The organism is Actinoallomurus sp. CA-142502 (genome assembly GCF_050936355.1).
GTDB classification, from domain to species: Bacteria; Actinomycetota; Actinomycetes; order Streptosporangiales; family Streptosporangiaceae; genus Actinoallomurus; species Actinoallomurus iriomotensis.
Map to the genome: position 1 here is coordinate 2,788,480 of NZ_JBNJMY010000001.1, position 24,312 is coordinate 2,812,791.

General features: G+C 71.5%; 21 protein-coding genes and 1 tRNA gene. 14 read left to right on the forward strand and 8 right to left on the reverse strand.

Translation table 11 applies throughout. The features are described from left to right. Nucleotides 1-7 precede the first annotated feature (7 nt). The 6 genes from manD to ACQEV1_RS13605 all read left to right on the forward strand — a co-directional run bounded on the left by manD (nucleotide 8) and on the right by ACQEV1_RS13605 (nucleotide 6,816). A complete protein-coding gene (manD, locus tag ACQEV1_RS13580; protein ID WP_285618365.1) occupies nucleotides 8-1,219 on the forward strand; it encodes a D-mannonate dehydratase ManD in 1,212 nt (403 codons plus the stop codon). Continuing rightward, a complete protein-coding gene (locus tag ACQEV1_RS13585) occupies nucleotides 1,209-2,648 on the forward strand; it encodes a UxaA family hydrolase (RefSeq protein WP_433394088.1) in 1,440 nt (479 codons plus the stop codon). The genes manD and ACQEV1_RS13585 overlap by 11 nt, the downstream gene beginning before the upstream one ends. Nucleotides 2,649-2,660: 12 nt before the next feature. Beyond that, the gene (locus ACQEV1_RS13590) at nucleotides 2,661-3,977 is read left to right on the forward strand and encodes a mannitol dehydrogenase family protein (protein WP_433394090.1); all 1,317 of its coding nucleotides are present in this window, start codon (nucleotides 2,661-2,663) and stop codon (nucleotides 3,975-3,977) included. 44 nt (nucleotides 3,978-4,021) lie between these two features. After that, on the forward strand, nucleotides 4,022-4,813 hold the full coding sequence (locus ACQEV1_RS13595; RefSeq protein ID WP_433394092.1) for an SDR family oxidoreductase: 792 nt from the start codon (nucleotides 4,022-4,024) through the stop codon (nucleotides 4,811-4,813). Nucleotides 4,814-4,823: 10 nt separating this feature from the next. Beyond that, nucleotides 4,824-5,882: an NAD(P)H-dependent amine dehydrogenase family protein gene (locus ACQEV1_RS13600; RefSeq protein WP_285618360.1), complete on the forward strand. Its 1,059-nt coding sequence runs from the start codon at nucleotides 4,824-4,826 to the stop codon at nucleotides 5,880-5,882. A gap of 97 nt (nucleotides 5,883-5,979) precedes the next feature. Next, nucleotides 5,980-6,816 (forward strand): SAM-dependent methyltransferase, encoded by an 837-nt coding sequence (locus ACQEV1_RS13605; RefSeq protein WP_285618358.1) that lies wholly within the window; start codon nucleotides 5,980-5,982, stop codon nucleotides 6,814-6,816. Here the strand turns inward: ACQEV1_RS13605 and ACQEV1_RS13610 are convergent, their stop codons facing one another. Then, nucleotides 6,817-7,371 (reverse strand): NUDIX hydrolase, encoded by a 555-nt coding sequence (locus tag ACQEV1_RS13610; RefSeq protein WP_285618356.1) that lies wholly within the window; start codon nucleotides 7,369-7,371, stop codon nucleotides 6,817-6,819. After that, nucleotides 7,368-8,666 carry a zinc-dependent metalloprotease gene (locus ACQEV1_RS13615; RefSeq protein WP_285570387.1) on the reverse strand — a complete coding sequence of 433 codons (1,299 nt, stop codon included), beginning with the start codon at nucleotides 8,664-8,666 and terminating at the stop codon, nucleotides 7,368-7,370. The genes ACQEV1_RS13610 and ACQEV1_RS13615 overlap by 4 nt, the downstream gene beginning before the upstream one ends. A 138-nt stretch (nucleotides 8,667-8,804) precedes the next feature. Here ACQEV1_RS13615 and ACQEV1_RS13620 point away from each other — a divergent pair, with 138 nt between their 5' ends. The 4 genes from ACQEV1_RS13620 (at nucleotide 8,805) to ACQEV1_RS13635 (ending at nucleotide 11,766) form a co-directional block, all read left to right on the forward strand. After that, nucleotides 8,805-9,890, forward strand: coding sequence for an NAD-dependent epimerase/dehydratase family protein (locus tag ACQEV1_RS13620; protein WP_285570384.1), 1,086 nt, complete (start codon nucleotides 8,805-8,807; stop codon nucleotides 9,888-9,890). Between the two features lie 134 nt (nucleotides 9,891-10,024). After that, nucleotides 10,025-10,447: a molybdenum cofactor biosynthesis protein MoaE gene (locus ACQEV1_RS13625; protein WP_285618355.1), complete on the forward strand. Its 423-nt coding sequence runs from the start codon at nucleotides 10,025-10,027 to the stop codon at nucleotides 10,445-10,447. Between the two features lie 59 nt (nucleotides 10,448-10,506). Continuing rightward, nucleotides 10,507-10,698 carry a hypothetical protein gene (locus ACQEV1_RS13630; protein ID WP_433394096.1) on the forward strand — a complete coding sequence of 64 codons (192 nt, stop codon included), beginning with the start codon at nucleotides 10,507-10,509 and terminating at the stop codon, nucleotides 10,696-10,698. Between the two features lie 9 nt (nucleotides 10,699-10,707). After that, on the forward strand, nucleotides 10,708-11,766 hold the full coding sequence (locus tag ACQEV1_RS13635; RefSeq protein ID WP_433394099.1) for a YlbL family protein: 1,059 nt from the start codon (nucleotides 10,708-10,710) through the stop codon (nucleotides 11,764-11,766). On the opposite strand, the gene ACQEV1_RS13640 is transcribed toward ACQEV1_RS13635, so the two are convergent. Next, nucleotides 11,767-12,267, reverse strand: a complete 501-nt coding sequence (locus ACQEV1_RS13640) for a PPA1309 family protein (protein ID WP_285570372.1) — start codon at nucleotides 12,265-12,267, stop codon at nucleotides 11,767-11,769. Nucleotides 12,268-12,424: 157 nt separating this feature from the next. Between ACQEV1_RS13640 and ACQEV1_RS13645 the strand changes: the two genes are divergently transcribed. Both ACQEV1_RS13645 and ACQEV1_RS13650 read left to right on the forward strand, forming a co-directional pair. Next, nucleotides 12,425-15,304, forward strand: coding sequence for a UPF0182 family membrane protein (locus ACQEV1_RS13645; protein WP_433394101.1), 2,880 nt, complete (start codon nucleotides 12,425-12,427; stop codon nucleotides 15,302-15,304). 54 nt (nucleotides 15,305-15,358) lie between these two features. Beyond that, nucleotides 15,359-15,432 (forward strand) — tRNA-Met (locus ACQEV1_RS13650). A 1,554-nt stretch (nucleotides 15,433-16,986) separates the two neighbouring features. Here ACQEV1_RS13650 and ACQEV1_RS13655 read toward each other — a convergent pair. Beyond that, entirely contained in the window at nucleotides 16,987-17,895 is a 909-nt protein-coding gene (locus ACQEV1_RS13655) for a sulfotransferase family protein (RefSeq protein ID WP_433394103.1), read from the reverse strand. A gap of 183 nt (nucleotides 17,896-18,078) precedes the next feature. Here ACQEV1_RS13655 and ACQEV1_RS13660 point away from each other — a divergent pair, with 183 nt between their 5' ends. Then, entirely contained in the window at nucleotides 18,079-19,290 is a 1,212-nt protein-coding gene (locus ACQEV1_RS13660; protein ID WP_433394105.1) for an MFS transporter, read from the forward strand. Nucleotides 19,291-19,330: 40 nt separating this feature from the next. On the opposite strand, the gene ACQEV1_RS13665 is transcribed toward ACQEV1_RS13660, so the two are convergent. From ACQEV1_RS13665 to aroA, 4 genes are all read right to left on the reverse strand, one after another. Then, a complete protein-coding gene (locus ACQEV1_RS13665; RefSeq protein WP_285570360.1) occupies nucleotides 19,331-19,516 on the reverse strand; it encodes a hypothetical protein in 186 nt (61 codons plus the stop codon). A 94-nt stretch (nucleotides 19,517-19,610) separates the two neighbouring features. Then, nucleotides 19,611-20,414, reverse strand: coding sequence for a histidinol-phosphatase (hisN, locus tag ACQEV1_RS13670; protein WP_285618347.1), 804 nt, complete (start codon nucleotides 20,412-20,414; stop codon nucleotides 19,611-19,613). Nucleotides 20,415-20,688: 274 nt separating this feature from the next. After that, nucleotides 20,689-21,675: a ribosome small subunit-dependent GTPase A gene (gene rsgA / locus ACQEV1_RS13675; protein WP_285618346.1), complete on the reverse strand. Its 987-nt coding sequence runs from the start codon at nucleotides 21,673-21,675 to the stop codon at nucleotides 20,689-20,691. A 2-nt stretch (nucleotides 21,676-21,677) separates the two neighbouring features. After that, on the reverse strand, nucleotides 21,678-22,928 hold the full coding sequence (gene aroA / locus ACQEV1_RS13680; RefSeq protein WP_433394109.1) for a 3-phosphoshikimate 1-carboxyvinyltransferase: 1,251 nt from the start codon (nucleotides 22,926-22,928) through the stop codon (nucleotides 21,678-21,680). Between the two features lie 188 nt (nucleotides 22,929-23,116). On the opposite strand from aroA, the gene ACQEV1_RS13685 reads away from it, so the two are divergent. Then, on the forward strand, nucleotides 23,117-23,791 hold the full coding sequence (locus ACQEV1_RS13685; protein ID WP_433394111.1) for an ATP-binding cassette domain-containing protein: 675 nt from the start codon (nucleotides 23,117-23,119) through the stop codon (nucleotides 23,789-23,791). Nucleotides 23,792-24,312 lie beyond the last annotated feature (521 nt).

Below are 24,312 nucleotides of genomic sequence, written 5' to 3' on the forward strand. Positions count from 1 at the left end.
CCGCGACATGAACATCGTCGAGGCCAAGGTCATCGTCACCTGCCCGGACCGCAACTTCGTGACCCTGAAGCTGACCACCGACGACGGGCTGACCGGGGTGGGCGACGCCACCCTGAACGGCCGGGAGCTGGCGGTCGCGTCGTACCTGAAGGATCACGTGTGCCCGCTGCTGATCGGCCGCGACGCGAGCCGCATCGAGGACACCTGGCAGTACCTCCACAAGGGGGCGTACTGGCGGCGTGGGCCGGTGACGATGACCGCGGTCGCGGCGGTGGACACCGCGCTGTGGGACATCAAGGGCAAGGCCGCCGGGATGCCGGTCTACCAGCTGATCGGCGGCCGCTCCCGTGACGCCGTCACGGTGTACGGGCACGCGAACGGCGCGACCGTGCCCGAGGCCCTGGAGCAGGTCGGGAGCCTGCTCGACCAGGGCTACCGCGCGGTGCGGGTCCAGGCCGGCGTGCCGGGCCTGGAGAAGGTGTACGGCGTGCCCACGGACCGCGCGCCGTACGAGCCGGCGGTCGCCGGGGACCGTCCGGAGGAGGCGACCTGGTCGACGGCGAAGTACCTGAACTTCGTCCCCGGCCTGTTCGCCGCCGTGCGCGAACGGTTCGGCCACGACTTCCACCTGCTGCACGACGCGCACCACCGGCTCACGCCGATCGAGGCCGCGCGGCTCGGCAAGGCGGTCGAGCCGTACGGGCTGTTCTGGCTGGAGGACCCGATCTCCGAGGAGCTGCAGGAGGGGTTCCGGCTGATCCGGCGGCACACGACGACGCCGATCGCGGTCGGCGAGGTCTACAACTCGATCTGGGACTGCCACCAGCTCATCACCGAGCAGCTCATCGACTACATCCGGATGGACGTGGTGCACGGCGGTGGCATCACGCACCTGCGGCGGGTCTTCGACCTGGCCGACCTGTACCACGTGCGCACCGGATCGCACGGCGCGACCGACCTGTCGCCGGTGTGCCTGGCCGCCGCGCTGCACGTCGACATCGCGGTGCCCAACTTCGGCATCCAGGAGTACATGCCGCACACGGAGACGACGAACGCGGTCTTCCCGCATTCGTACCGGTTCGCGGACGGCCTGTTGTACCCCTCGGAGGAGCCCGGCCTCGGCGTCGACATCGACGAGGAAGCCGCCGCGGAGTATCCGTACCGGCAGGCATACCTGCCGGTCAACCGCCTGGAGGACGGAAGCTTGCATGACTGGTGAGACGCTGCTGCTGCACCCCGAGGACGACGTGGCGGTGGCGCTGCGCGAGCTGCCCGGCGTGCCGCGCGGGCACAAGGTCGCCGTGCACGACCTCGCCGTCGGCGCGCCGGTCCGCAAGTACGGCCAGGCGATCGGCGTCGTGACCGCGCCGATCGCGGCGGGCGACCACGTGCACACGCACAACCTCGGCATGGGGCCGCACGACCGCGCGTACGACTTCGGCACCGAGGTGCGCCCGGTCGAGCCGCCGCCCGCGCCCGCGTCCTTCCGGGGCATCGTACGGCCGGACGGGCGGGTCGCCACGCGCAACTACATCGGCATTCTGACCTCGGTGAACTGTTCGGCCACGGTGGCCAAGCGGATCGCGAGCCGCGCGTCGGCGCTGTGCGAGGAGTTCCCGAACGTCGACGGCATCGTCGCCCTGACGCACGGCACCGGCTGCGGCATGGCCGCCGACGGCGACGGCATCCGGCTGCTGCGCCGCACCCTCACCGGCTACGCCCGGCACCCCAACTTCGCCGCGATCCTCGTCGTCGGCCTCGGCTGCGAGGTCAACCAGCTCACCGGCTTCGACCTGCCGGAGGGCACGCCGACGATGACGATCCAGGAGCTCGGCGGTACCTCGGCCACCGTGCGCCGCGGGCTCGAGGTGATCCGCGAGCTGCTGCCCGCCGCGAACGCCGTCACCCGCGAGCCGGTGCCCGCCTCCAACCTGGTGCTCGGCCTGCAGTGCGGCGGGTCGGACGGCTACTCCGGCATCACCGCCAACCCGGCCCTGGGCGCCGCCGCCGACCTGCTCGTACGGCACGGCGGCACGGCGATCCTGTCCGAGACGCCCGAGGTGTACGGCGCCGAGCACCTGCTGACGCGGCGCGCGGTCTCCCGCGCGGTCGGCGAGCGGCTGATCGAGCGGATCCACTGGTGGGAGTCCTACGCCGAGTCGATGGACAACAACCCCTCGCCCGGCAACAAGGCGGGCGGCCTGACGACGATCCTGGAGAAGTCGCTCGGCGCGGTCGCCAAGGGCGGCACGACCCCGCTGACCGCGGTCTACGAGTACGCCGAGCCGGTCACCGGGCGCGGCTTCGTGTTCATGGACACCCCCGGGTACGACCCGGTGTCGGCGACCGGCCAGGTCGCGGGCGGCGCCAACCTGATCTGCTTCACGACGGGCCGCGGTTCGGTGTACGGCTGCCGGCCGGCGCCGAGCCTGAAGCTCGCCAGCAACCGCGAGACGTACCGGGCGATGGAGGAGGACATGGACGTCGACTGCGGCGCCATCCTCGACGGCGAGGTCACCGTCGCCGAACTGGGCGAGCGGATCTTCCGGCTCGTCCTGGACGTCGCGTCGGGGCGACAGACGGCGAGCGAGGAACTCGGCTTCGGCGACGAGGAGTTCGCGCCCTGGCAACTCGGCGCGGTGATGTGAGTGGGGGAGAACATGCGGCTCTCGCTGAGGACCCGGCCCCGTGAGGTGCCGTCCTCGGTCGGCATCGTCCACCTGGGGATCGGCGCCTTTCACCGGGCCCACCAGGCGGTGTACACCGAGGACGCCGGCGACGGCTGGGGCATCTGCGGCATCACCCAGCGCAGCGCGACCGTGGCCGAGCAACTGGGGCCGCAGGACGGCCTCTACAGCGTGCTCGAACGCGGGCCCGGCGAGCCGTCGGCGCGGATCATCGGCGCCGTCCGCGAGGTCCTCACGGGCGACGCGACGGTCGAGCGCATCGCCGACCCGGCCGTGAAGGTGATCTCGCTGACCGTGACGGAGAAGGGGTACCGGCACGACCCGGCGACCGGGCGGCTGCGCCGCGAGGACCCGGAGATCAGCCTGGACCTGACCGGCCGCTCGCCGCGCACGGTGATCGGCCGCCTGGTCCGCGGCCTGGCCCGGCGCGACGCGCCGGTGACCGTGCTGTGCTGCGACAACCTCACCGCCAACGGCGAGGCCCTGCGCGCGCTGGTGGAGGAGTTCTGCGAGCGGAGCGGCACGCGCATCGGCTGCGAGGTGGCCTTCCCCTCGACGATGGTCGACCGGATCGTGCCCTCGACCACGCCCGAGGACCTCGACGAGGCCGAACGCCTGCTGGGCGTGCGCGACGAGGGCGTCGTGGTGACCGAGCCGTTCACCCAGTGGGTGATCGAGGACACCTTCGCCGCCGGACGCCCCGCGTGGGACGCCGCCGGCGCGATCTTCACCGGTGACGTCGCGCCGTACGAGAAGATGAAGCTGCGGCTGCTCAACGGCTCGCACTCCATGCTGGCCTACCTCGGCTCGCACCACACCTACGTCGCCGACGCGGTCGCCGAGCTCGGCGACGCCGTACGCCGCTACATGGACGAGGACGCGGGCCCGACGCTCGACGTGCCGCCCGGCTTCGACCTGGCGGCCTACAAGTCCTCTCTCCTCGAACGCTTCGCCAACCCGGCGCTGCGGCACCGCACCGCGCAGATCGCCATGGACGGTTCGCAGAAGCTGCCGCAGCGGTTGCTCGGGGTCGTACGGGACCGGCTCGCGGCGGGAGCCGAGCCGCGTTGGGCGGCGCTCGCGGTGGCCGCGTGGATGCGGCACGTCAAGACGGCAGGCGAGCTGGACGACCCGATGGCCGACCTGCTGCGGATGACCGTCGCGCGAGCGGACACGCCGGGGCAGGTGGTGGACGGGCTGCTGTCGATCAACGATGTGTTCGGCCCGGACCTGCGCGAGTCGAAGGTCTTCCGCGACCTGCTGGTCGAGCACCTGGGCGGCCTGCTCTGAACGGCCCCATTGAACCGGCCGCTTGATCGACTTACGCTGCGCAGGTGATCCTGGACCGCTTCCGGCTCGACGGCCGGGCCGCGATCGTGACCGGCGCCGGGCGAGGGATCGGGGCCGCCACGGCGGTCGCCCTCGCCGAGGCCGGCGCGGACGTGGTCGTGGCCGCCCGCAGCGAGGACCAGCTCAGGCGGGTCGCCGCCGAAGTGGAGGCCGCCGGGCGGCGGGCCGTCGTCGTCCCGGCCGACCTGACCGACCTGGACGCCGCCGCCGCACTGCCGCGGGCGGCGGTGGACGCGTTCGGGCGGCTCGACATCGTGGTGAACAACGTGGGCGGCACGATCCCGCAGGCCTACCTCGACACGACGGTGGAGTACCTGGACGAGGCGTTCCGGTTCAACGTCGGCATCGCGCACGCGGTGACCCGGGCGGCCGTCCCGCCGATGCTCGCGGACGGGGGTGAGGGCGCGGTCGTCAACATCTCCTCGGTGATGGGCCGCGTCGCCGGCCGCGGCTACCTGGCGTACGGCACGACCAAGGCGGCGTTCGCGCACTACACGCGGCTGGCCGCCAGCGACCTCGCCCCGCGCGTCCGCGTCAACGCCGTCGCCGCCGGGGCGGTGGCGACCTCCGCGCTGGAGATCGTCACCGGTGACGAGGGCCTGCGCCGGCAGATCGAGGACGAGACCCCGCTGGGCCGCATCGGCGACCCCGCGGAGATCGCGGCGGCGGTGCTGTTCCTGGCCTCCCCGGCCGGCTCGTTCGTCACCGGGCGGGTCCTCGAGGTGGACGGCGGCACCGACCGGCCCGCGCTGGACCTGGGCCTGCCCGACCTGTGAGGGGCTTCGCATGACGTATCGCGTGGTGCTGTGGGGGACCGGGAACGTGGGGCGGAACGCCCTCATCGGCATCGACGCCCGGCCCGACCTGGAGCTGGCCGGCGTCTGGGTGTCCAACCCGGACAAGGTGGGCCGCGACGCGGGCGAGCTCGCCGGCCTCGGGCGCCTCGGCGTGACCGCGACCGGTGACGCCGACGCGGTGCTGGCGACGCGCCCCGACTGTGTCGTGCACACCTCGATGGCCGACGTACGGCTGGACGAGGCGATGGAGGACCTGACCCGGATCCTGCGCGCCGGGGTGAACGTCGTCTCCAGCAGCCCGGTCTTCCTGCAGTTCCCCGACGAGGCGATGGGCGCGCCGATCCACCGCGCGGCGCTGGACGGCGGCGCCTCCATCTGGGTGAACGGCATCGACCCCGGCTTCGCCAACGACTGGCTGCCGCTGGCGATCACCGGCATCAGCGAGCGGATCACCCAGGTCCGCTGCATGGAGATCCTGAACTACTCCACGTACGCCCAGCCGACGGTGCTGTTCGACGTCATGGGGTTCGGCCGCCCGATGGACGAGACGCCGCTGCTGCTGTCCCCGGGCGTGCTGTCCCTGGCGTGGGGCAGCGTGGTCCGCCAGCTCGCCGCCGGGCTGGACGTCGAGCTGGACGATGTCGAGGAGTGGCACACGCGCCTGCCCGCGCCGGAGACGTTCCGGATCGACGCGGGGACGGTGGAGAAGGGCACGGCGGCGGCGCTGCGCTTCGAACTGCGCGGCATGCGCGCCGGCCGGCCGGTGATCGTGCTGGAACACGTGACGCGGCTCCGGGACGACCTGGCTCCGGACTGGCCGCAGCCCGCCGGACACGGCTGCTACCGGGTGGAGGTCACCGGTGAGCCGAACTACACCGTCGACCTGCGCCTGCTGGGCACGAACGGCGACCACAACACGGCGGGCCTGAAGGCGACCGCGATGCGCCTGGTCAACGCCGTACCGGCCGTCGTCGCCGCCCCTCCGGGCCTGCTCACCGCCCTGGACCTTCCCCTGGTCACCGGGCGCGGCCTGGTCGACGGCGCGTAATATCCGGCCTTATGTCGCAAATTGCAAATATCGCCACATAAGCGGTTGTTCGAATGGTCTACTTGGGCGCATTCGCCAAAGCGCCGAGAGGGACGACGTGACGGACGACCCATGGTTCCGAACCACCGGGGCCGAACGCCCCAGCGCACCGCCCGCGTTCGACACGGAGGTGGCGCACATCGCCCGGGTCCAGGACTACTGGCTGGGCGGGAAGGACCATTTCCGGGCCGATCGCGAGGCCGGTGACGAGGCCGTCAAGGCCTTCCCCGGCCTGGTCGCCTCCGTGCGCAACACCCGCGCCTTCCTCGCCCGTGCGGTGAGTCACCTGGCCGGTGAGGCGGGCATCCGCCAGTTCCTCGACATCGGCACCGGCATCCCGGCGGCCGACAACACGCACGAGGTCGCCCAGTCGATCGCGCCCGAGAGCCGCATCGTCTACACCGACCACGATCCGGCCGTGCTCGCCCACGCCCGGGCCCTGCTGACCAGCCGGCCCGAGGGCGCCACCGCCTACCTGGACGCCGACCTGCGCGACCCGGAGAAGATCTTGGCGGAGGCGGCCGAGACGCTCGACTTCTCCCGCCCGGTGGCCCTCATGCTGGTCGCCGTCCTCCACTGCATCCCGGACCAGGACGACCCGTACGGCATCGTGGCCCGCCTGGTGGAGGCCATGCCGCCGGGCAGCCACCTGGTCGTCTCCCACCCGGCCAGCGACCTGCGGGCGGACCAGATGGGCGCCATGGCCAAGAGCCTCAACCGCGTGATGGCCCAGAAGGTCACGCCGCGTTCGTTCGAGGACGTCTCCCGCTTCTTCGCCGGCCTGGAACTGATCGAGCCGGGCATCGTACGGGCCTCGGAGTGGCGTCCGGACCCGCGCTTCGACGTCGGCACGATGACCTCCACGATGTGGAGCGGCATCGCCCGCGTCCCCTGATCAGGCCGACTGCGCGGCGAACAGCCTCCCCGACGCGGCGACCAGGCGGCGCAGCACGTCGTCGGCGGGGTCCGGGACGGACTCCAGCGGGAACCAGCGCAGGTCGTCGGACTCCTCGCTGATCCGCGCGCGGGCGCCCGGCGGGGCGACCGCGGTGTACTGCACGTCCAGGTGGTACGACCCGCCGTGGCACCAGACGCGGTGACGGTCGACGCGGACCGGGCCCGTCAGCAGGCGCAGGCCCTCGATGCCGGACTCCTCCGCGGCCTCCCGCAGCGCGGCCTCCGCCAGCGACGTGTCCGCCCGCTCGCAGTGACCGCCTAGCTGCAGCCACCGCTTCGCCTTGGGATGAAGGGTCAGCAGCACGCGCTCACCGGTCGCGTCGAGCACCGCCGTGCTCGCGGTCAGGTGGCCGGCCACGCACTCACGCCACATCCCGTCCGGGTACTCGGCCAGGTGCGCGAGGAACTCGCGCCGCAGCGCGTCCTGTCCGGCGTCGGACGGGCGCCAGTTCGACAGCACCCGCACCGCGTCACCGTGCAGTCCGGCGGTCACGCCTCCTCGCCTGAGCCGCCGGGCTCGTCGGTCTCGCCTTTGGGGTCGGTGAAGTCCGTGATGTCGATGTCGGCGCTCTTGCCCTCGACGAACGCCGTCGGGTCGTCGAGGTCCTCGGCGGTCGGCATCAGGTCCGGGTGCGCCCACACGGCGTCGCGGCCGTCGTTGCCCCGGGCCTCGCCGAGGGCGGCCCACAGCGCCGCGGCCTCGCGCAGCCGCCGCGGCCGCAGCTCCAGGCCGACCAGCGTCGCGAACGTGCGCTCCGCCGGCCCGCCCGTGGCACGCCGCCGGCGCACCGCCTCGGCCAGGCGTACGGAGGACGGCAGCCGGTCCTTGGCCGCGGCGTTCACCACGGTGTCCACCCAGCCCTCGACCAGCGCGAGCATCGTCTCCAGCCGGGCCAGCGCCGCCTTCTGCTGCGGCGTCTCCTCCGGGGTGAGGGACAGCTCGCCGCCGAGCGCCTGCTGGAGCGCCTCCGGGTTGGTCAGATCCACCCCCGACACGGCGTCCTCGATCTTGGACAGGTCGACGGTGATGCCGCTCGCGTAGTCCTCGACGGCACGCAGCAGGTGCGGGCGCAGCCACGGCACGTGCTCGAACAGCCGCTGGTGCGCGGCCTCGCGCAGCGCCAGGTAGACGCGCACCTCGTCCTCTTCGATCTCCAGGCCCTCACCGAACGCGCGGATGCCCGAGGGCAGCAGCGCGCCGACGCCGGGAGGCGCCAGCGGCAGGCCGATGTCGGTGGAGCCGACGACCTCCAGGGCCAGGCCCCCGAGGGCCTGCCCCGCCTGGCCGCCGACCATCGCGCCCGCCATCTGCTTCACCATGCCGACGAGCGGGCCGGCCACGGCCTGCATCTCCTCGGGCATCGCCGAGCCCATCGAGTCGACCATGCGGGCGGCCATCGGGTCGCAGATCTTCGACCACACCGGCAGGGTGTGCTCGATCCACTCGGACCGGCTCCACGCCTGCGGGGTACGGATGCCGGCGGGGTGCGTCGTCGCCTCGTCCAGCCACAGGTCGGCCAGGCGCAACGCCTCCACGACCGCGCGGCGCTGGGCGTCGAGCACGGACGGGTCGCCCTTCTCGGCCACCTGGTGACGGGCGATGTCCTTGGCCAGATCCCAGTTCAGCGGCCCGCCCCCGGAGGACTGGTTGGACAGCATGTCGGCGAACTGGTGCAACATGGCGGCGAAGTCCTGCATGTTGCCCGCGCCGAACGGATCCTGCTTTCCGGGCTCGTTCTCGTCTCCGGGCTCGCTCGGGCGGTTGAACCCGAAGGGGATGTCACTCACGAGAACTCCTTCACCGACCCCACACTCCTCTAGCCAGTGACTCGCTCACGGGCTCTACCTCGTGCAGGATGAATAGGTCACAACCTTCACGTTATCCGGTCGCAGCCCGGGGGCGTGCGATAGGAGGACTCGCTCGAGTTGAGTACACGACAGGTTCGCCCACGGCGTAGCGCGGGCCCCGTCGTCGCCGTCACGGGGGCGGCGGACGGCATCGGGCGCGCGCTGGTCGCCCGGCTCGCCGCTTCCGCTGAAGTAAGGAAGGTCGTCGCCCTGGACGACCACCGGGGAGACGTGCCGGGGGTCACGTGGCGGGTCGTCGACATCCGCGATCCACAGCTCACCAGCCGCATCTCCGACGTCGACGTGATCGTCCATCTCGACGTCGACCAGTCGCCGGAGACCGATCACCGCGAGCGCCGGGCGTACAACGTCCGCGGCGCGCAGACCGTGATCACCGCGGCCGCGGCGGTACGGGTCCGGCGGGTGATCCTGGTGACGAGTGCCATGGTCTACGGGGCCCAGGAGGGCAACCCCGTGCCCCTGCCGGAGGACTCACCGACGGCGGCCGAGTTCGACGACGGCATCGTGGGCGACTTCCTGGAGATCGAGGAGCTCGCGGGCATGGCGCCCGTGGCGCATCCCGGCATGACCGTCACGGTCCTGCGTCCGGCGGCCCTCGTCGGGCCGGGCGTCGACACGGTCGTGACCCGCCACTTCGAGGCCCCGCGCCTGCTCACCGTCAAGGGCACCGCGCAGCGCTGGCAGTTCTGCCACGTCGACGACCTGGTCACCGCCCTCGAACTCGCCGTCTCCGGTGAGGTCTCCGGCCGGTTCGCGGTCGGCTGCGAGGGCTGGCTGGAGCCGGAGGAGGTCGAGGAGATCACCGGGCGGCGGCGGTTCGAACTGCCCGCGGCGATCACGTTCGGCACCGCGCAGCGCCTGCACCGCATCGGGGTCACTCCGGCGCCCGCCACCGACCTGCACTACGTCGTCTACCCGTGGGTGGCCGACTGCGCCACCCTGCGCACCGCCGGCTGGAAACCCTCGCGCGACAACGCCGAGGCGCTGAACGCGCTGCTCGAGGAGGTCGCGGGACGCCACGCGGTGGTCGGGCGCCGGCTGGCGCGCAAGGAGGCGACCATGGCCACCGCGGCGGGCGCGACCGTCGCCGTCATCGGCACGGCCGCGATCGTCCGCCGGGCGCGCCGGAAACGTCGCGGATAGTTCCGCGTCCTCGCCGTTGCGGTCTCGGTCGCCGCACGGCCGTCGCAGCTGCGGGCCGTGCGGCAGGTCGTGGCTCGCAGCGGCCATGCCGGGCGCGGTCCGAGCGCCGGGAGCGGCGGGGTAGCGTTCCTCAGGTGAACGTGATCCGGCTCGCGGAACTCCGTGACACGCCGCTGTCCGCCGACGAGGTGCTCGCCGCCGTCGCCGACTCGGGCGCGGGCGGCACGGCGATCTTCGTCGGCACCGTGCGCGACGAGGACCATCGTCGCGCGGTGTCCGGACTGGGCTACACGGCGCACCCCCAGGCCGCCGACCGGCTGCGCGTCGTGATGGAGAAGGTCGCCGCCGACTACGACGTGCGCGCCATCGCCGCCGTACACCGGGTGGGCGACCTCGACGTCGGCGATCTGGCGGTGGTCGTGGCGGCCGCCTGCCCGCACCGCGCCGAGGCGTTCGAGGCCTGCCGTACTCTCATCGACGATCTCAAGGCCGAGGTCCCGATCTGGAAACACCAAGTCTTTGCCGATGGCGGGGACGAATGGGTGGGCGTTGGGTGATTTGTCGCCCGTGATACCGGTTACGTAAGTGGTGACCGGTTTTCGGGAGGTGGCACCCCTTGTCCGTTCTGGCGTGGTGGGTCGTCCCGGTGACCGTCGCGCTGGTCGTCGGCGCGATCATCCGCATGTGGGGTCGCCGGCCCCGTTTCCGGCGCAGTTTCGAAGAGGTCGAATACTTCAAACGCTTCCTCGACGCGTTGAAGCGGAACAGCACCGACAGTGGGCGACGGGGCGGTCGATCGACCGCGTAGGCTTCCGCCATGTCCCGTCGTGCTGCCACCCTCATCTTCGCGAGCGTGCTCATTCTCGTACTGGGCATGGTGGGGGCGTTCATTCCCGTGCCGTACGTCGCGCTGCGACCCGGGCCCACCACCAACACGCTCGGGCAACTCGGCAAGACGCCGCTCATCCAGATCAGCGGCGCCCGGACCTATCCCAAGAGCGGGCACCTCAACTTCGTGACCGTCGCGTACCAGGGCGGGCCGGGCAACCGCATCGACCTGTTCACCGCCCTGCGCGGCTGGCTCGACCCCGACGTGGCGATCGTGCCGGAAGAGGCCATCTTCCCCAAGAACGTCTCGACCAAGAAGGTCGAGCAGGAGAACACCGAGGAGATGGCCACCTCCCAGGAGGCCGCCACCGCCGCGGCCCTGCACGAGCTGCACCTGCCGACGACCACCACGGTCGTCGTCGACTCGGTCCAGCAGGGCCTGCCCGCGGCGGGCAAGCTGCGGCCCGGCGACCAGATCGTCGCCGTCGACGGCACGCAGATCAAGCAGACCCCCGAGGTCAGCGCGGTGATCGGCAAGCACAAGCCGGGACAGACGGTGAAGTTCACCGTCCGGCGCGCGGGCAAGGACTCCTCCGTCGACGTGACCACGGCCGCCTCCCCGGACAAGAGCACTCCCGGCAAGCCCGTCGTGGGCGTGGTGCTGCGCGAGAAGTTCCAGTTCCCCGTCCAGGTGAAGATCAGCGTCGGCGACGTCGGCGGGCCGAGCGCCGGCCTGATGTTCTCGCTGGGGATCTACGACAAGCTGACCCCGCAGGAGCTCACGGGCGGCAAGTTCATCGCCGGCACCGGCACGATCACCCCGGAGGGTCAGGTCGGGCCGATCGGCGGCATCCAGCAGAAGATGGTCGCCGCGCGCCACGCCGGCGCCACGGTCTTCCTCACGCCCACGCAGAACTGCTCCGACGCCGTCGCCTCCGCGCCCAAGGGGCTCCGGCTCGTACGGGTCGACACCATGCACGGGGCGCTGCAGGCCCTGGGCGCGCTGCGCACCGGGCAGGGAGCCGTGCCCGCCTGCCCGTCGAAGTGATCAGCTGAGCGTCGCGGCCAGCGCCTCGGCGAGGGCGGGGACGAGTTCGGGGCCCGACATCACCTGATCGTCGCTGTCGTGGCCGCGCAGCCGCATCGCCGAGTGCCGGGAGCCGTCGCGCAGCACGCCCACGACGAGGCGTACGTCCTCCCGGCCCGGATGCCGGGCCGCCCAGCCGGTCGGGTCCTCGTCGGGCATGTCGTCCTCCGCGCCCTCGGGCAGCAGGATCCGCTCGACCGCGAGGGCGCAGCCGGCGACGCCGCCCGGCCACTCGATGCCCGCGAGGACGTCGTCGACCGGCTTGTCGACGGGCAGAGCGGGCTGCTCCAGCGCGGCCAGCCGGCCGGGGACATCGGGAACGCCGAGCCGCCGGGCGAGATCCGGCTCGTTCGCGTGCAGTTCGGGGGCTTCGACCAGAGCGTAGAGACGCGGCGCGGCATCCCAGCCGGCTCCGGCGACATGGCGTTCGAGTTCGACTACGAGCTCTTCCAATGGGCGCACCGGTCTATTTTTTCACCGTCCGCACGGGTGTTTTCGCCGGAGGTGGCCGGTCGTGTACGGGAACCCGGGGATGCCTCGGTAAGTTGCCTTCACAGACACCCGGCGAAGGGGGACGGTCGTGAGCTTCCGGAGCCCGAACTTCAGCGGCCGAGTCAGCATGAGCCGATCACGGCTCATGCTGCCCGTGATCCTGACCCTCGTGATCCTCGTCGCGGCCTTCCTCGCGTTCACCGCGATCTGGACGGACGTGCTCTGGTATCGCTCCGTCGGCTTCTCCTCGGTCTACACCAAGCAGATCATCACCCGGGTCCTCCTGTTCTTCTCCGGCGGCCTGATCATGGTCGTGCTGCTCGGCGCCAACATCGTGACGGCCTACCGGCTCCGGCCCGCGTACCGGCCCTCGTCCGTCGAACAGCAGGGCCTCGACCGCTACCGCGGCGTCGTGGACCCCCACCGGCGGATCATCCTCATCGCGATCCTCGGCCTGATCGGCCTGCTCACCGCGTCGGCCGCCGCCGGCCAGTGGCGCACCTGGCTGGCGTTCCTCAACCGCCAGCCGTTCGGCATCAAGGATCCGCAGTTCCACAAGGACATCTCGTTCTTCGTGTTCACGTATCCGCTGCTGCGGATCGTCCTCGACTACCTGTTCACCGCGGTGATCCTGACCTTCATCGCCTCGCTGATCGTGCACTACCTGTACGGCGGCGTGCGCGTGCAGGGGGAGGGGGAGCGGGTCAGCACGGCCGCCCGCGTGCACCTGTCGGTGCTGTTCGGCGTGTTCGTGCTACTCAAGGCCGTGGCGTACTGGTTCGACCGGTGGGGCCTGGCCCACTCCGAACGCGGTGTGGTCACCGGCCCGTCCTACACCGACGTCAACGTGGTGCTGCCCGCCAAGACCATCCTCGCCGTGATCGCCCTGATCTGCGCGCTGATGTTCTTCGCCACCTTCGTCCGCCGGGGCGCCATGCTGCCGGGCATGGCCTTCGGCCTGCTGGTGCTCTCGGCCATCCTCATCGGCGGGGTGTTCCCGCTGCTGATCCAGACCTTCCACGTCAAACCGAGCGAGGCCGACAAAGAGGCCAAGTACATCGGGCGCAACATCACCGCCACCCGCGCGGCGTACGACGTCGACGACACCACGGTCACCGACTACACCCCGAACGCCAAGCTCTCCGCGGACCAGGCCAAGCAGGAGACCTCGACCCTGCCCAACGTGCGCCTGCTCGACCCGGCCGTGGTCTCGCCGACGTACCAGCAGCTCCAGCAGATCAAGGGCTTCTACAAGTTCCCCGACCCGCTCGACATCGACCGGTACCCCGACCCCACCGACGGCAACGCGCTGCGCGACACCGTCGTCGCCGTCCGCGAGGTGGACGGGCCGCCCGCCGGCCAGGCCAACTGGATCAACAGCCACCTCGTCTACACGCACGGCTACGGCTTCGTGGCGGCCCCCGGCAACCAGGTCGACGCCCAGGGCGCCCCCGCCTTCACCGAGAAGGACATCCCGCCGTCGGGCGCGCTCGGCATCACCCAGCCGCGCGTGTACTTCGGCGAGCGCTCCCCCTCGTACTCCATCGTCGGCGGAACCGGCGACCGCGAACTCGACTACCCCGACGACAAGAGCGCCAGCGGCCAGCACAACAACTCCTACGCCGGCAAGGGCGGCGTGCCCATCGGCTCCCTGTTCGACCGGACGCTCTACGCCATCCGCTTCAAGGAGAAGAACCTCCTGCTGTCCGGGGCGATCAACTCCCACTCACGGATCCTGTACGACCGCTCCCCGCGCGAGCGGGTGCAGAAGGCCGCGCCGTGGCTCAAGGTCGACGGCAACCCGTACCCCGCCGTCGTCGACGGCCGGATCAAGTGGATCGTCGACGGCTACACCACGGCGAGCGACTATCCCTACTCCGAGCGAACCAGCCTCGCCGACGCCACGAGAGACACCAACACCGAAACACGCGTGTCCGTCGCCGCACAGGCCGGCGACCGCATCAACTACATCCGCAACTCCGTGAAGGCGACGGTCGACGCGTACGACGGCACCGTCACCCTGTACGCCTGGGACGACTCCGACCCGATCCTCAAGACGTGGATGAAGGCGTTCCCGGGCACCGTCAAGCCGCGCACGGCCATCCCCGCCGACCTGATGGCGCACCTGCGCTACCCCGAGGACCTGTTCAAGGTGCAGCGGCAGATCCTCGCCACCTACCACGTCGAGAACCCGCAGGCGTACTACAGCGGACAGGACTTCTGGGCGGTCCCGAACGACCCCTCCGGCGAGGGCGTCCTCGCACCTCCGTACTACCTGAGCGTCAAGATGCCCGACCAGACCACCCCGGGCTTCGCCCTGACCTCGACGTTCGTGCCCCGCGGCAAGGCCACCAATCTCACCGCCTTCATGGCCGTCGACAGCGTGCCGACGAGCCGCACGTACGGTCAGATCCGTATCCTCCAGGTGCCGCGCAGCCAGGTGACCCCTGGACCCGAACAGGTCAAGAACACCTTCGAGAACAATCCGACCGTGTCCCAGCAGCTCACGCTGCTGCGCGGACCCGGATCGAGGACGGTGAGCGGCAACCTTCTGACACTGCCGTTCGGTGGAGGCTTCTTGTACGTCGAACCCGTCTATCTCCAGGCCAACAAGGGAGCCGGCTCCTACCCGCTGCTGAAACGGGTGATCGTCTCGTACGGGAACGACATCGGCTTCGGCGCGACCCTGGAGGACGCCCTGAACCAGGTCCTCAAGGGCGGAGGCGTCACGACCCCGACCGGCCCGCCGCTGCAGTCGTCGGAGGACGTACGCGCCGCCATCCAAGCCGCGAACAAGGCGTACAGCGACGCGCAGAACGCCTTGGCGAAGGGAGACTGGGCGGCGTACGGGGAGGCGCAGAAGCAGCTCAAGGCCGCCCTGGACCAGCTCGCCAAGCTACGCGACCAGAGCAAGCCGACCCCGTCGGCCAGCGCGTCGCCGTCGGTGTCGAGCGGCTCATCGACCCCACCGGCCACACCCGCCCCGACGCCGAAGCCCAGCAGGTAGCGGTATCGATTTGCATAGGGGGCGGAGTACCCATAGAGTAAAGACACAACGCGACGCGGGGTGGAGCAGTTCGGTAGCTCGCTGGGCTCATAACCCAGAGGTCGTAGGTTCAAATCCTACCCCCGCTACGAGCTGGGGCCCGGCCTGGTCGCAACCCCCTTCGGGGGGTTGCTTCCCGGTCGGGCTCTTCGCATTTCTTCCGGGGGGCGACCCCCGGAGCCCCCGGTGTGGGGGGATGCCCCCCACGCCCCCCGGCATTGGCCCTTCGGGCCTCGCCTTCTCTCGGGCTTCCGGCTTCCCGGCCTTCCGGCATTGGCCCTTCGGGCCTCCCGGCTTCCCGGTCTCCGGGTCTCCGGGTCTCCCGGCTTCCGGTCTCCTGGTCTCCTGGTCTCCCGGCTTCCGGTCTCCCGGCTTCCGGTCTCCCGGTCTCCCGGTCTCCCGGCTTCCGGCCTTCCGGCCTTCCGGCCTTCCGGCCTTCCGGCCTTCCGGCCTTCCGGCCTCCCGGCCTTCCGGCCTCCCGGCCTTCCGGCCTCCCGGCCTTCCGGCCTCCCGGCCTTCCGGCCTCCCGGCCTTCCGGCCTCCCGGCATTGGCCCTTCGGGCCTCGCCTTCTCTCGGCCTTGCGGCACTTCGGGTCTCGTCTTGTCGTTGGTTCGGGTCCTTTGGGCTCTGCGTTTTCCTGGCTTCGGTTCTCCGGGCTCCGCTTCCACTCCGCCTTCGGCTCCGGGTTCCGCTTTCCCCGAACTCCGGTTCTCCGGGCTCTGCTTCCAGTCGGCCTTCGGCTCTTCGGGCTCTGCTTCCTCCCGTTCTTCGGTTCTCAGGGTTCCGCTTCCTCCCGGCTTTTGGCCCTTTTGGGCCTCGCCTTCTCTTCTGGCTGGGGCTCTTCGGGTCTTGCCTTCTCCCGGTCTTGGCTCTTCGGCTCCGCTTCCACTCGGCCTTTGGCGCCGGGCTCCGCTTCCCCGGGACTTTGACCCTTCAGGCCTTGCCTTCCTGGCTCCCGCTCTTCGGGCTCCGCTTCCCCTGAGCCTTCGGCCCCTTGGGCCTTGCCTCCTTGCGGGCCGGCTCACTCTGGGGGCGACATGACCTCGTGACGGCCGACAGCACACCTGCCAGGCTCCCCGCCCGCATCCGGCTCGCCGAGCTTGGACTCACCCTCGACCTCGACCGCCGGGCGCCTGTACCCCGCAGGACGCATCCACGCTCCTCAGTCAGACTGCTGTCCCGGACCGACCACCCCATCGAAACGAGCGGCTCGTCCCGTCCCCGGCCGGGCACTGTCCCCGTCCGAGCGTTGCCCTTTCCGGGTCCTGCTCTCGTCGGGTCTCGTCCTCTGCGGGTATCGCTCTCTTCGGGCCTTGCCCTCTCCCGGTCTGGGACTGCCTCGTTTCGTCCCTTCCAGAGCCTCCCCTTGGGGCCGGGGGAGCAGGTGCGGCGAGGTCGATGGGTGGCGGCGGTTTCATCGATGAACGGCATCGCCGCTGTGGCCTACGCGGCGGTCACCTCCCGCCGCCTGGCCGCCCAGTACTTGACCACCTATGCGGCGATCATCGCCCACCGGTGCCTGGCCGTACGCGGACGCTCCGTCCTCGTTCAGCGACCGCGGTTCGTCGGCTTTAACCAGTGCCGGGTGGTCGGGCACACATCCCATGAGTGGCCGTTCGGGCCGGTGTCCGCGGCGGGGGCGTCAGCTCAGGCAGGAGGCCACAGGCTGGGGCTCGGCGGCGCGGAGGTGGGCGTCCAGGACGGCGCGTTTCCGGGCGGCCAGGCGGCGGTGGGCGGTGATGGTCGCGTACCGGGCCAGGTGTCGGGTGGCCGGGCGTGCGGCCTCAGCCGGCTCGTACCCGTACGCACGCAGTCGTTCGTTCATCACGGTCTCGCACAGTTCGCGTTCCCACGGCTCCAGTCGAGCCTCTGCCGGCGGCTCCGGGCGCTGTGTCGCCATTTCCGGTGCGTAGTCCTCCGTCAGGAACGTGCACAGCCTTCGCAGTTCGCTCTCCGGATCCGTGACCAGGCGCTCGTACTGCACCTCCGTGTAGGCCGAGGACGGCAGGCGTTGGGCGGCGGACGTGCCGGCGTCGATCGCCTGGGTCCAGGTCGCGATCGCGTGGTAGACGCCCATGCGCCACCACGAGGTGCCCTTCAGGTCCGCGACGCAGGCGCGTCCGTCGCGGATGACGTGCACGAGCTGCGCGTCCGGGAACAGGCGTAGCAGCGCGTCGATGTGCTGGACGTATCCCGGTCGCTTGTCGCCCCAGCGCGGCTTGCCCAGCCGCCGGGCGTACGCGCGCCAGGCGATCTCCAGTGCCGATCCCAGGGTCGGGGGGCCGGCCACGATCTCCTCGGCCACCGCGCGGGCGTCCAGGCCCAGGCCGTCGAAGCGGGTGCCGGCGCCGGCGACGATCCATTCCGCCAGCGCCTGCCGGTTCGCACGCTGGCTTAGGTCGCCGTACGCGTCCCGGTGCTCGTACGCGTCGAGCAGGAGGCGTGTCTCCGGTGGGATCGCGATGCGCGGGTGGGCGCGCAGCATGCGCCGCAACAGCGTCCCGCCCGAACGCGGGCAGCCCAGAATGAAGATCGGCCGGTCCGAGGCCACGAGAAATCACCCCCGGCGGGTAATCCTCCAGGTCAGACCGCATCCCGTACGGCTGTGGCGCTCCCTTGGGTGAGTCCGGTCCAAACCGGCCGTACACGACAGCGCCGGAAACGGCCGCGGCGCCGAGACCCCCGAGCACCTCGAGCCGTACGAGGCCGGACATGAGGCTAGGGTCGTCAGGTTGTGAGGTCCGCTCTCAGGCCGCTCGCCGCCCGGCGTTTTCGCATGTTGTTCTTTGGCCGGCTGGTGTCCTTTCTTGGCAACGCGATGGCTCCGGTGGCGCTCGCGTTCGCGGTGCTCGACCTGACGGGCTCGGCGAGCGACCTGGGCATCGTGCTGGCCGCGCGTAGCCTGCCCACCGTCGGGTTGCTCCTGCTGGGCGGCGTGTGGGCGGACCGGCTGCCCCGGCACGTCATTCTCGTGGCGTTCTCCCTGGTCGCGGCCGGTACCCAGACCGTCGCGGCCGTCCTGCTGATCGGCGGGGGAGCGCGCGTGTGGCAGCTGGCGCTCCTGGAGGCCGCGAACGGGATGGCCGCGGCGTTCCTCGGGCCCGCCTCGCTCGGGGTGGTGCCGCAGACCGTCGCCTCGCCCCTCATCCAGCCCGCGAACGCCCTGCTGCGCCTCGCCATGAACGCCGCCAAGGTGGTGGGCGCGGGGCTGGCCGGTGTGGTCGTGGCCGCGTGCGGGCCCGGCTGGGCCATCGGGGTGGACGCGGCGACCTTCGCGGCGGCGGCGGTGTTCTTCGGCCGGCTCGCCCTTCCTCGCGTCGCCCTGCCGCGTACGGGCGTGCTGGGCGAGCTCAGGAGCGGCTGGCGGGAGTTCCGGTCGCGTACGTGGCTGTGGACGATCGTGGTGCAGTTCGCGTTCGTGAACGCGGCGTTCGCCGGCGGATTCAACGTACTCGGGCCGCTGGTCGCCAAGCGTGAGCTGGGCGGCGCGACGGCCTGGGGGCTCGTCGTCGCGTCCGAGGCGGCCGGGTTCATGGCGGGCGGGCTGTCGGCGCTGTGGCACCGTCCGCGCCGGCCGCTGCTGCTCGCGACGTACGGCGTGCTGGCCGGCGTGCCGGTGCTCTTCGCGCTGGCCGTGGCGGCGCCGGTGCCGGTCGTGCTGGCGGCGGCGTTCACCGCCGGCGTGGGGTTCGAGATCTTCGGCGTGCAGTGGGACACCGTGGTCCAGCACAATGTGCCGCCCGAGGCGCTGTCGCGGGTCTACGCGTACGACTCGCTCGGCTCGTTCGTCTTCAACCCGCTCGGCCAGACCCTGGCCGGACCGGCGATGGCCGGCCTGGGGCTCGGCGGGGCCGTCGCGCTGAACGGCGCGGTCATCCTCGCCGCGACGCTCGCCGTGCTGGCCGTCCCCGACGTACGGACCCTGCCGAACCACGCGACGATCTGAGGACCGCCCCGAGGGTCGACGGGGCGGTCGGGAGGTGCGGTCAGCCGATCCGCTTGCGGGCCTGCCCGCGGAGGCGGCGGCGCTGTGACGGGTCGAGCATGAGGTATCCCGCCGCCGGCACGCCGACGAGCAGTAGCACGCCGAGCAGCTTGACCCACCCGGGCAGCAGGATGAAGGCGATCAGTGCAACGATGACCCCGACGACGACGTATCCGGTGCGTCCCACGATCTTCTCCGTTCCGTGGACTTCGCTAGGAGAACGAGCGGGCAGGTCGCCGCTGTTCCTCCAACCACAAGATATATCGTGTCGACGGAAAGCGTCAGACTCTGCGCATGACCGGGCCGCCGCCGAGCTTCTCCAGCACCGCCGCGTGCAGGAGACCGTTGGTGCACACGACGCTGCCGCCGTCGGGGGTCGGCACGCCGGCCAGGTCCGTGAAGACGCCGCCGGCCTCTTCCACGATGACCTGGAGGGCCGCCACGTCCCACAGCGACACCTCGGGTTCGGCGGACGCGTCCACGACCCCCTCGGCGACCATCACGTGCGACCAGAAGTCGCCGAAGGCCCGGGCGCGCCAGACGGTGCGGGTGAGGTCCAAGAACCCGTCCAGGCGCCGCTGCTCCTCCCACCCCGTGAGGCTGGAGAAGGAGAACGACGCGTCCGGCAGGTCGGTCACTCCGGAGACCCGGCAGCGGGTGGCCTTGGCGAGGCTGCGCCCCGTCCACGCGCCGCCGCCGCGAGCGGCCCACCAGCGGCGGTTGAGCGCCGGGGCGGACACGAGCCCGACCACCGGGTCGTCGCCCTCCATCAGCGCGATCAGCGTCGCCCAGACCGGTACGCCGCGTACGTAGTTCTTCGTGGCGTCGATCGGGTCGATCACCCAGCAGCGCGGGCCGTAGCCGGTGCGGCCGTACTCCTCGCCGTGCACCGCGTCACGGGGCCGCGCGCGCTTCAGCGTGTTGCGCAGGCTCTCTTCGACCATGCGATCGGCGTCGGTCACGGGGGTGAGGTCGGGTTTCGTCTCGACGCGCAGGTCGAGGGCACGAAACCGGCGCGTGGCGACATCGTCGGCCGCGTCCGCCATGACATGTGCAAGGCGTAGGTCATCCGAATAGTCCGCCACGGCGTGCAACGCTATCGCGACAGAGGCGTGCACAGACAGACCGGCCCGGCGAACGCGCCAAGATATTCGGCGGCCGGGCCGGTGAGCGGCGTTCGGCGGAGCCCGTACGGCCCACTGGGCGATCTGACCAGACATTAATCGCGATATAGATCAAAGATCAGCAAATCGTCCAGATCGCGTGTGCACTGTTGCGAGTCGCGGCCGACTTCTGCTGTCCTCTCGGTTGTGACCCGTCGTCAACGGCGCCGACGGGTCACTGCGGCGCGCCGGACCCTCAGGCCTCGTCGGTGTCGCGGCTCAGCAGCAGCCGGCGCAGCGAGTCCAGGCGCGAGGGGTCGGCGTTGCCCGCCGCCACCCAGGCGTCCAGGGCACAGTCGTCCTGCACGTGGGTGCAGTGCGGCGGGCACTCCGCGTCGCCCTCGATCAGGTCCGGGAACGCCGCCAGCACGTCGTCCGGCTTGACGTGTGCGAGGCCGAAGCTGCGCACCCCCGGCGTGTCGATGATCCAGCCGTCGCCGTCCGGCAGGGCGAGCGCGATCGCCGACGAGGACGTGTGCCGGCCCCGCCCGGTCACCGGATTGACCGCGCTCACCGCCCGCTCGGCGTCCGGAACCAGGGCGTTGACCAGCGTCGACTTGCCGACACCCGAATGGCCGACCAGCACGCTCATCCGGCCGGCCAGGTGAGCGCGCAGGTCGTCGACCGGCCGGTCCTTGCGGGTGACGACGTAGGTGACGCCGAGCGGCGCGTACATCTCCTCCAGCGCGTCCGGCGCGGCCAGGTCGGCCTTGGTGAGGCAGAGCACCGGCGCCAGGCCCGCGTCGAACGCGGCGACCAGGCAACGGTCGATCATCCGGGGGCGGGGCGGCGGGTCGGCCAGGGCGGTGACGATGACCAGGTTGTCGGCGTTGGCGACGATGACCCGCTCCACGGGGTCGCTGTCGTCGGCGGTACGGCGCAGGGTCGAGGTCCGCGGCTCGATGGCGACGACGCGTGCCAGCGTGTCCGGACGGCCCGACACGTCGCCGACGAGGCGGACCCGGTCACCGACGACGACGCTCTTGCGCCCCAGCTCCCGCGCCCGCATCGCCGTCACGGGGCGTTCGTCCACGAGACAGGTGTAACGGCCGCGGTCCACCGCCAGCACGAAGCCGCCGACCGCGTCATCGTGCGCGGGACGGCGACGGGTACGTGGCCGGGAGCCGCGGCCCGGACGTACCCGTACGTCATCCTCGTCGAGCCTCGCCCAATCGCGCGCCATGCCTAACGCAGCATCTCCGCCCACAGCTCGCCGAATTCAGGCAGCGTCTTGCCCACCGTCGCGAGGTTCTCCACCTCGACGCCCGGCACGCCCAGGCCGAGCACGGCGCCCGCCATCACCATCCGGTGGTCGTCGTAGGTGTGGAAGACGCCGCCGTGCAGCGGCCGGGGCCGGATCTCCAGGCCGTCGGGGTGCTCGCGCACGTCGCCGCCGAGGCCGTTGATCTCCGCCGTGAGCGCGGCCAGCCGGTCCGTCTCGTGCCCGCGCATGTGCGCGATGCCGCGCAGCCGTGAGGGACCGTCGGCGAACGCCGCGAGGGCGGCGATCACGCAGCTCAGCTCGTTGACGTCACCGAGGTCGGCGTCGATGCCGTGGACGGCGCCGCCGCGTACGGTCAGGTCGCCGTCCTCGTACGACACCGAGGCGCCCATCGCGGCCAGCAGGTGCCGTAGCTCGTCACCGGGCTGCGTCGTCTCGGCCGGCCAGTCGCGTACGGTGACCCGGCCCCCGGAGACCAGGGCCGCGGCGAGGAACGGCGCGGCGTTGGACAGGTCGGGTTCGATGTCGATCTCACCGGCGTGCAGCGTGCTCGGCTGGACCCGCCACACGTCGGGCTCGGTCTCCACGGTGGCGCCGGCGTCGCGCAGCATCCGCACGGTCATCGTCAGATGCGCGCCCGAGGGTACGGGCGGGCCCTCGTGGCGTACCTCCGCGCCCTTGCCGTAACGAGGCGCGGCCAGCAGCAGACCGGAGACCATCTGCGACGAACCGGACGCGTCGATCGTCACCGAGCCGCCCGGCACCGCCCCCGTGCCGCGCACGGTGAACGGCAGGGCGTCGCCGTCGACGTCCGCGCCGAGGGTCCGCAGCGCGGCCAGGATCGTGCCCATCGGCCGCTTGCGGGCGTACGGGTCGCCGTCGAAGTGGATCTCGCCGGTGGCCAGGGCCGCGACGGGCGGCACGAACCGCATGACCGTGCCGGCCAGGCCGACGTCGACGGTCGCGGGCCCGCGCAGCTCACCCGGCACGATCCGCCAGTCCGCGCCCGCGTCGTCCACGGACACGCCGAGCGCGCGCAGCGCTCCGGTCATGAGCACCGTGTCGCGGCTGCGCAGCGGCCGGCGTACGAGCGACTCACCGTCGGAGAGCGCGGCGAGGATCAGCGCGCGGTTGGTCATCGACTTGGAGCCCGGCAGCGAGACCAGCGCGTCGACCGGACCGTCCGCCGCGGGTGCGGACCACATCTGAGGCATGAATGAAGGGTACCGGCCGGAGAAGGGGTGAGATCTTGCGGAACGCCGAGGTGCCGTGACGGTCGTGACCACGGAATGAGGTGGTAGATCGCCGGGTGAACTGTCGGACCCTCGCTCTAGCGTGACCGCAGAGACCTCCGGTGCGGCGTGGGTGCCGGGTGGCCTCTCAGCGGAGACGGGAGGCGACAGTGGTCACACAGGTTCCAGTAGCACACGACGTCGAGGCGCGGGAGACTCTGCCGCTGCCGCCGGGGCCGTACGACCTGCGCGTCGCGGACCTGCGCGTCCAGTGGCCGGACGGGGAGATCGTGGGGCTCGGCGACACCGAGCTGGTCCTGCCGGCCGGGCGGCGGCTGGCACTGGTCGGCGCCGGGCGGGTCGGCACCTCGGCCCTGGCGGCGGTCCTGCTCCGGTTCATCGACTACGACGGCACGGTGACGCTGGGTGGAGTGGAGCTGCGCGACCTGGCCGGGGAGGACGTCCGGCGGGTCATCGGCCTGTGCGCCCGCGACACGCGGGTGTCGCCGGCCACGGTCGCGGCGAACGTACGGGCGGCCCGGCCGGACGCGGACGAGGAGGAGGTCGCCGACGCGCTGCGGCGCGCGGGGCTGACGCTCCCGCCGGACGCTGCTGTGAACGAGGAGACCATCGCCGGCGCGGACCGGCAACGTCTCGCGCTGGCACGGGCCCTGCTCGCCGACGTCCCGATCCTGATCCTGGAGGACCCGGTCACCGAGCGGGACGTGCTGACGGCGGCGAAGGACCGGACCCTGCTCCTGATCACCCACCAGGCGGCCATCCCCGGAGCCGAGCCGATCCTCCGGCATATGGATGAGGTCGTCATGCTCGGCGACCTCCCGTGAGCCCACGTCGCGGGGTGTGCGGTGGCGCAGGGTGGCATGGACGCCTATGAGACGGGGGGAGGTCGTCATGCTCGGGGACCTCTCGTGAGCCCACGTCGCAGGGCATGCGGTGCATGAGATAGGGGTGAGGTTTTCGTGCTCCGGTACCGCTCGTGAGCCGCGCCGTTGGACTGGGCTCGCCGGATGGCGCCGATCGCGCGTGACCTCCGTGAGGTCGTCTTGCCCGAATCGCCCGTAATCCCGTCGTGGGGTGTGGGTGGGCGGCGCTGATCGTCCGTCAGAGGAGGTCCTCATGCTCGCGGTCGGCCCGTGAGCCTGCGTGGTGCCCGGGGAAGGACTGATCGTGCGTGACGTCGGTGAGTGTCACGCACGGCCCGTGAGGCCGGCGGTGGTCGTGGAGGCCGGGACGGCGGTGATCGTCCGTCGCATGGATCAGGCCCCCCTGTTCGGCGTTCGTGCGTGAGTCCGCGTCGCTGGGGCGTGAGTCACTGCGCCGCGCTGATACTCCGTCACGGGATGGA

What these genes read in the sequence shown, in the direction of transcription:
- ACQEV1_RS13600 (WP_285618360.1), top strand. Translation starts at nt 4,824, where the DNA reads ATGACGTATCGCGTGGTGCTGTGGGGGACCGGGAACGTGGGGCGGAAC.
- ACQEV1_RS13590 (WP_433394090.1), top strand. Translation starts at nt 2,661, where the DNA reads ATGCGGCTCTCGCTGAGGACCCGGCCCCGTGAGGTGCCGTCCTCGGTC.
- manD (WP_285618365.1), top strand. Translation starts at nt 8, where the DNA reads ATGAACATCGTCGAGGCCAAGGTCATCGTCACCTGCCCGGACCGCAAC.
- aroA (WP_433394109.1), bottom strand. Translation starts at nt 22,928, where the DNA reads ATGCCTCAGATGTGGTCCGCACCCGCGGCGGACGGTCCGGTCGACGCG.
- ACQEV1_RS13645 (WP_433394101.1), top strand. Translation starts at nt 12,425, where the DNA reads ATGAGCCGATCACGGCTCATGCTGCCCGTGATCCTGACCCTCGTGATC.
- ACQEV1_RS13635 (WP_433394099.1), top strand. Translation starts at nt 10,708, where the DNA reads ATGTCCCGTCGTGCTGCCACCCTCATCTTCGCGAGCGTGCTCATTCTC.
- rsgA (WP_285618346.1), bottom strand. Translation starts at nt 21,675, where the DNA reads ATGGCGCGCGATTGGGCGAGGCTCGACGAGGATGACGTACGGGTACGT.
- ACQEV1_RS13585 (WP_433394088.1), top strand. Translation starts at nt 1,209, where the DNA reads ATGACTGGTGAGACGCTGCTGCTGCACCCCGAGGACGACGTGGCGGTG.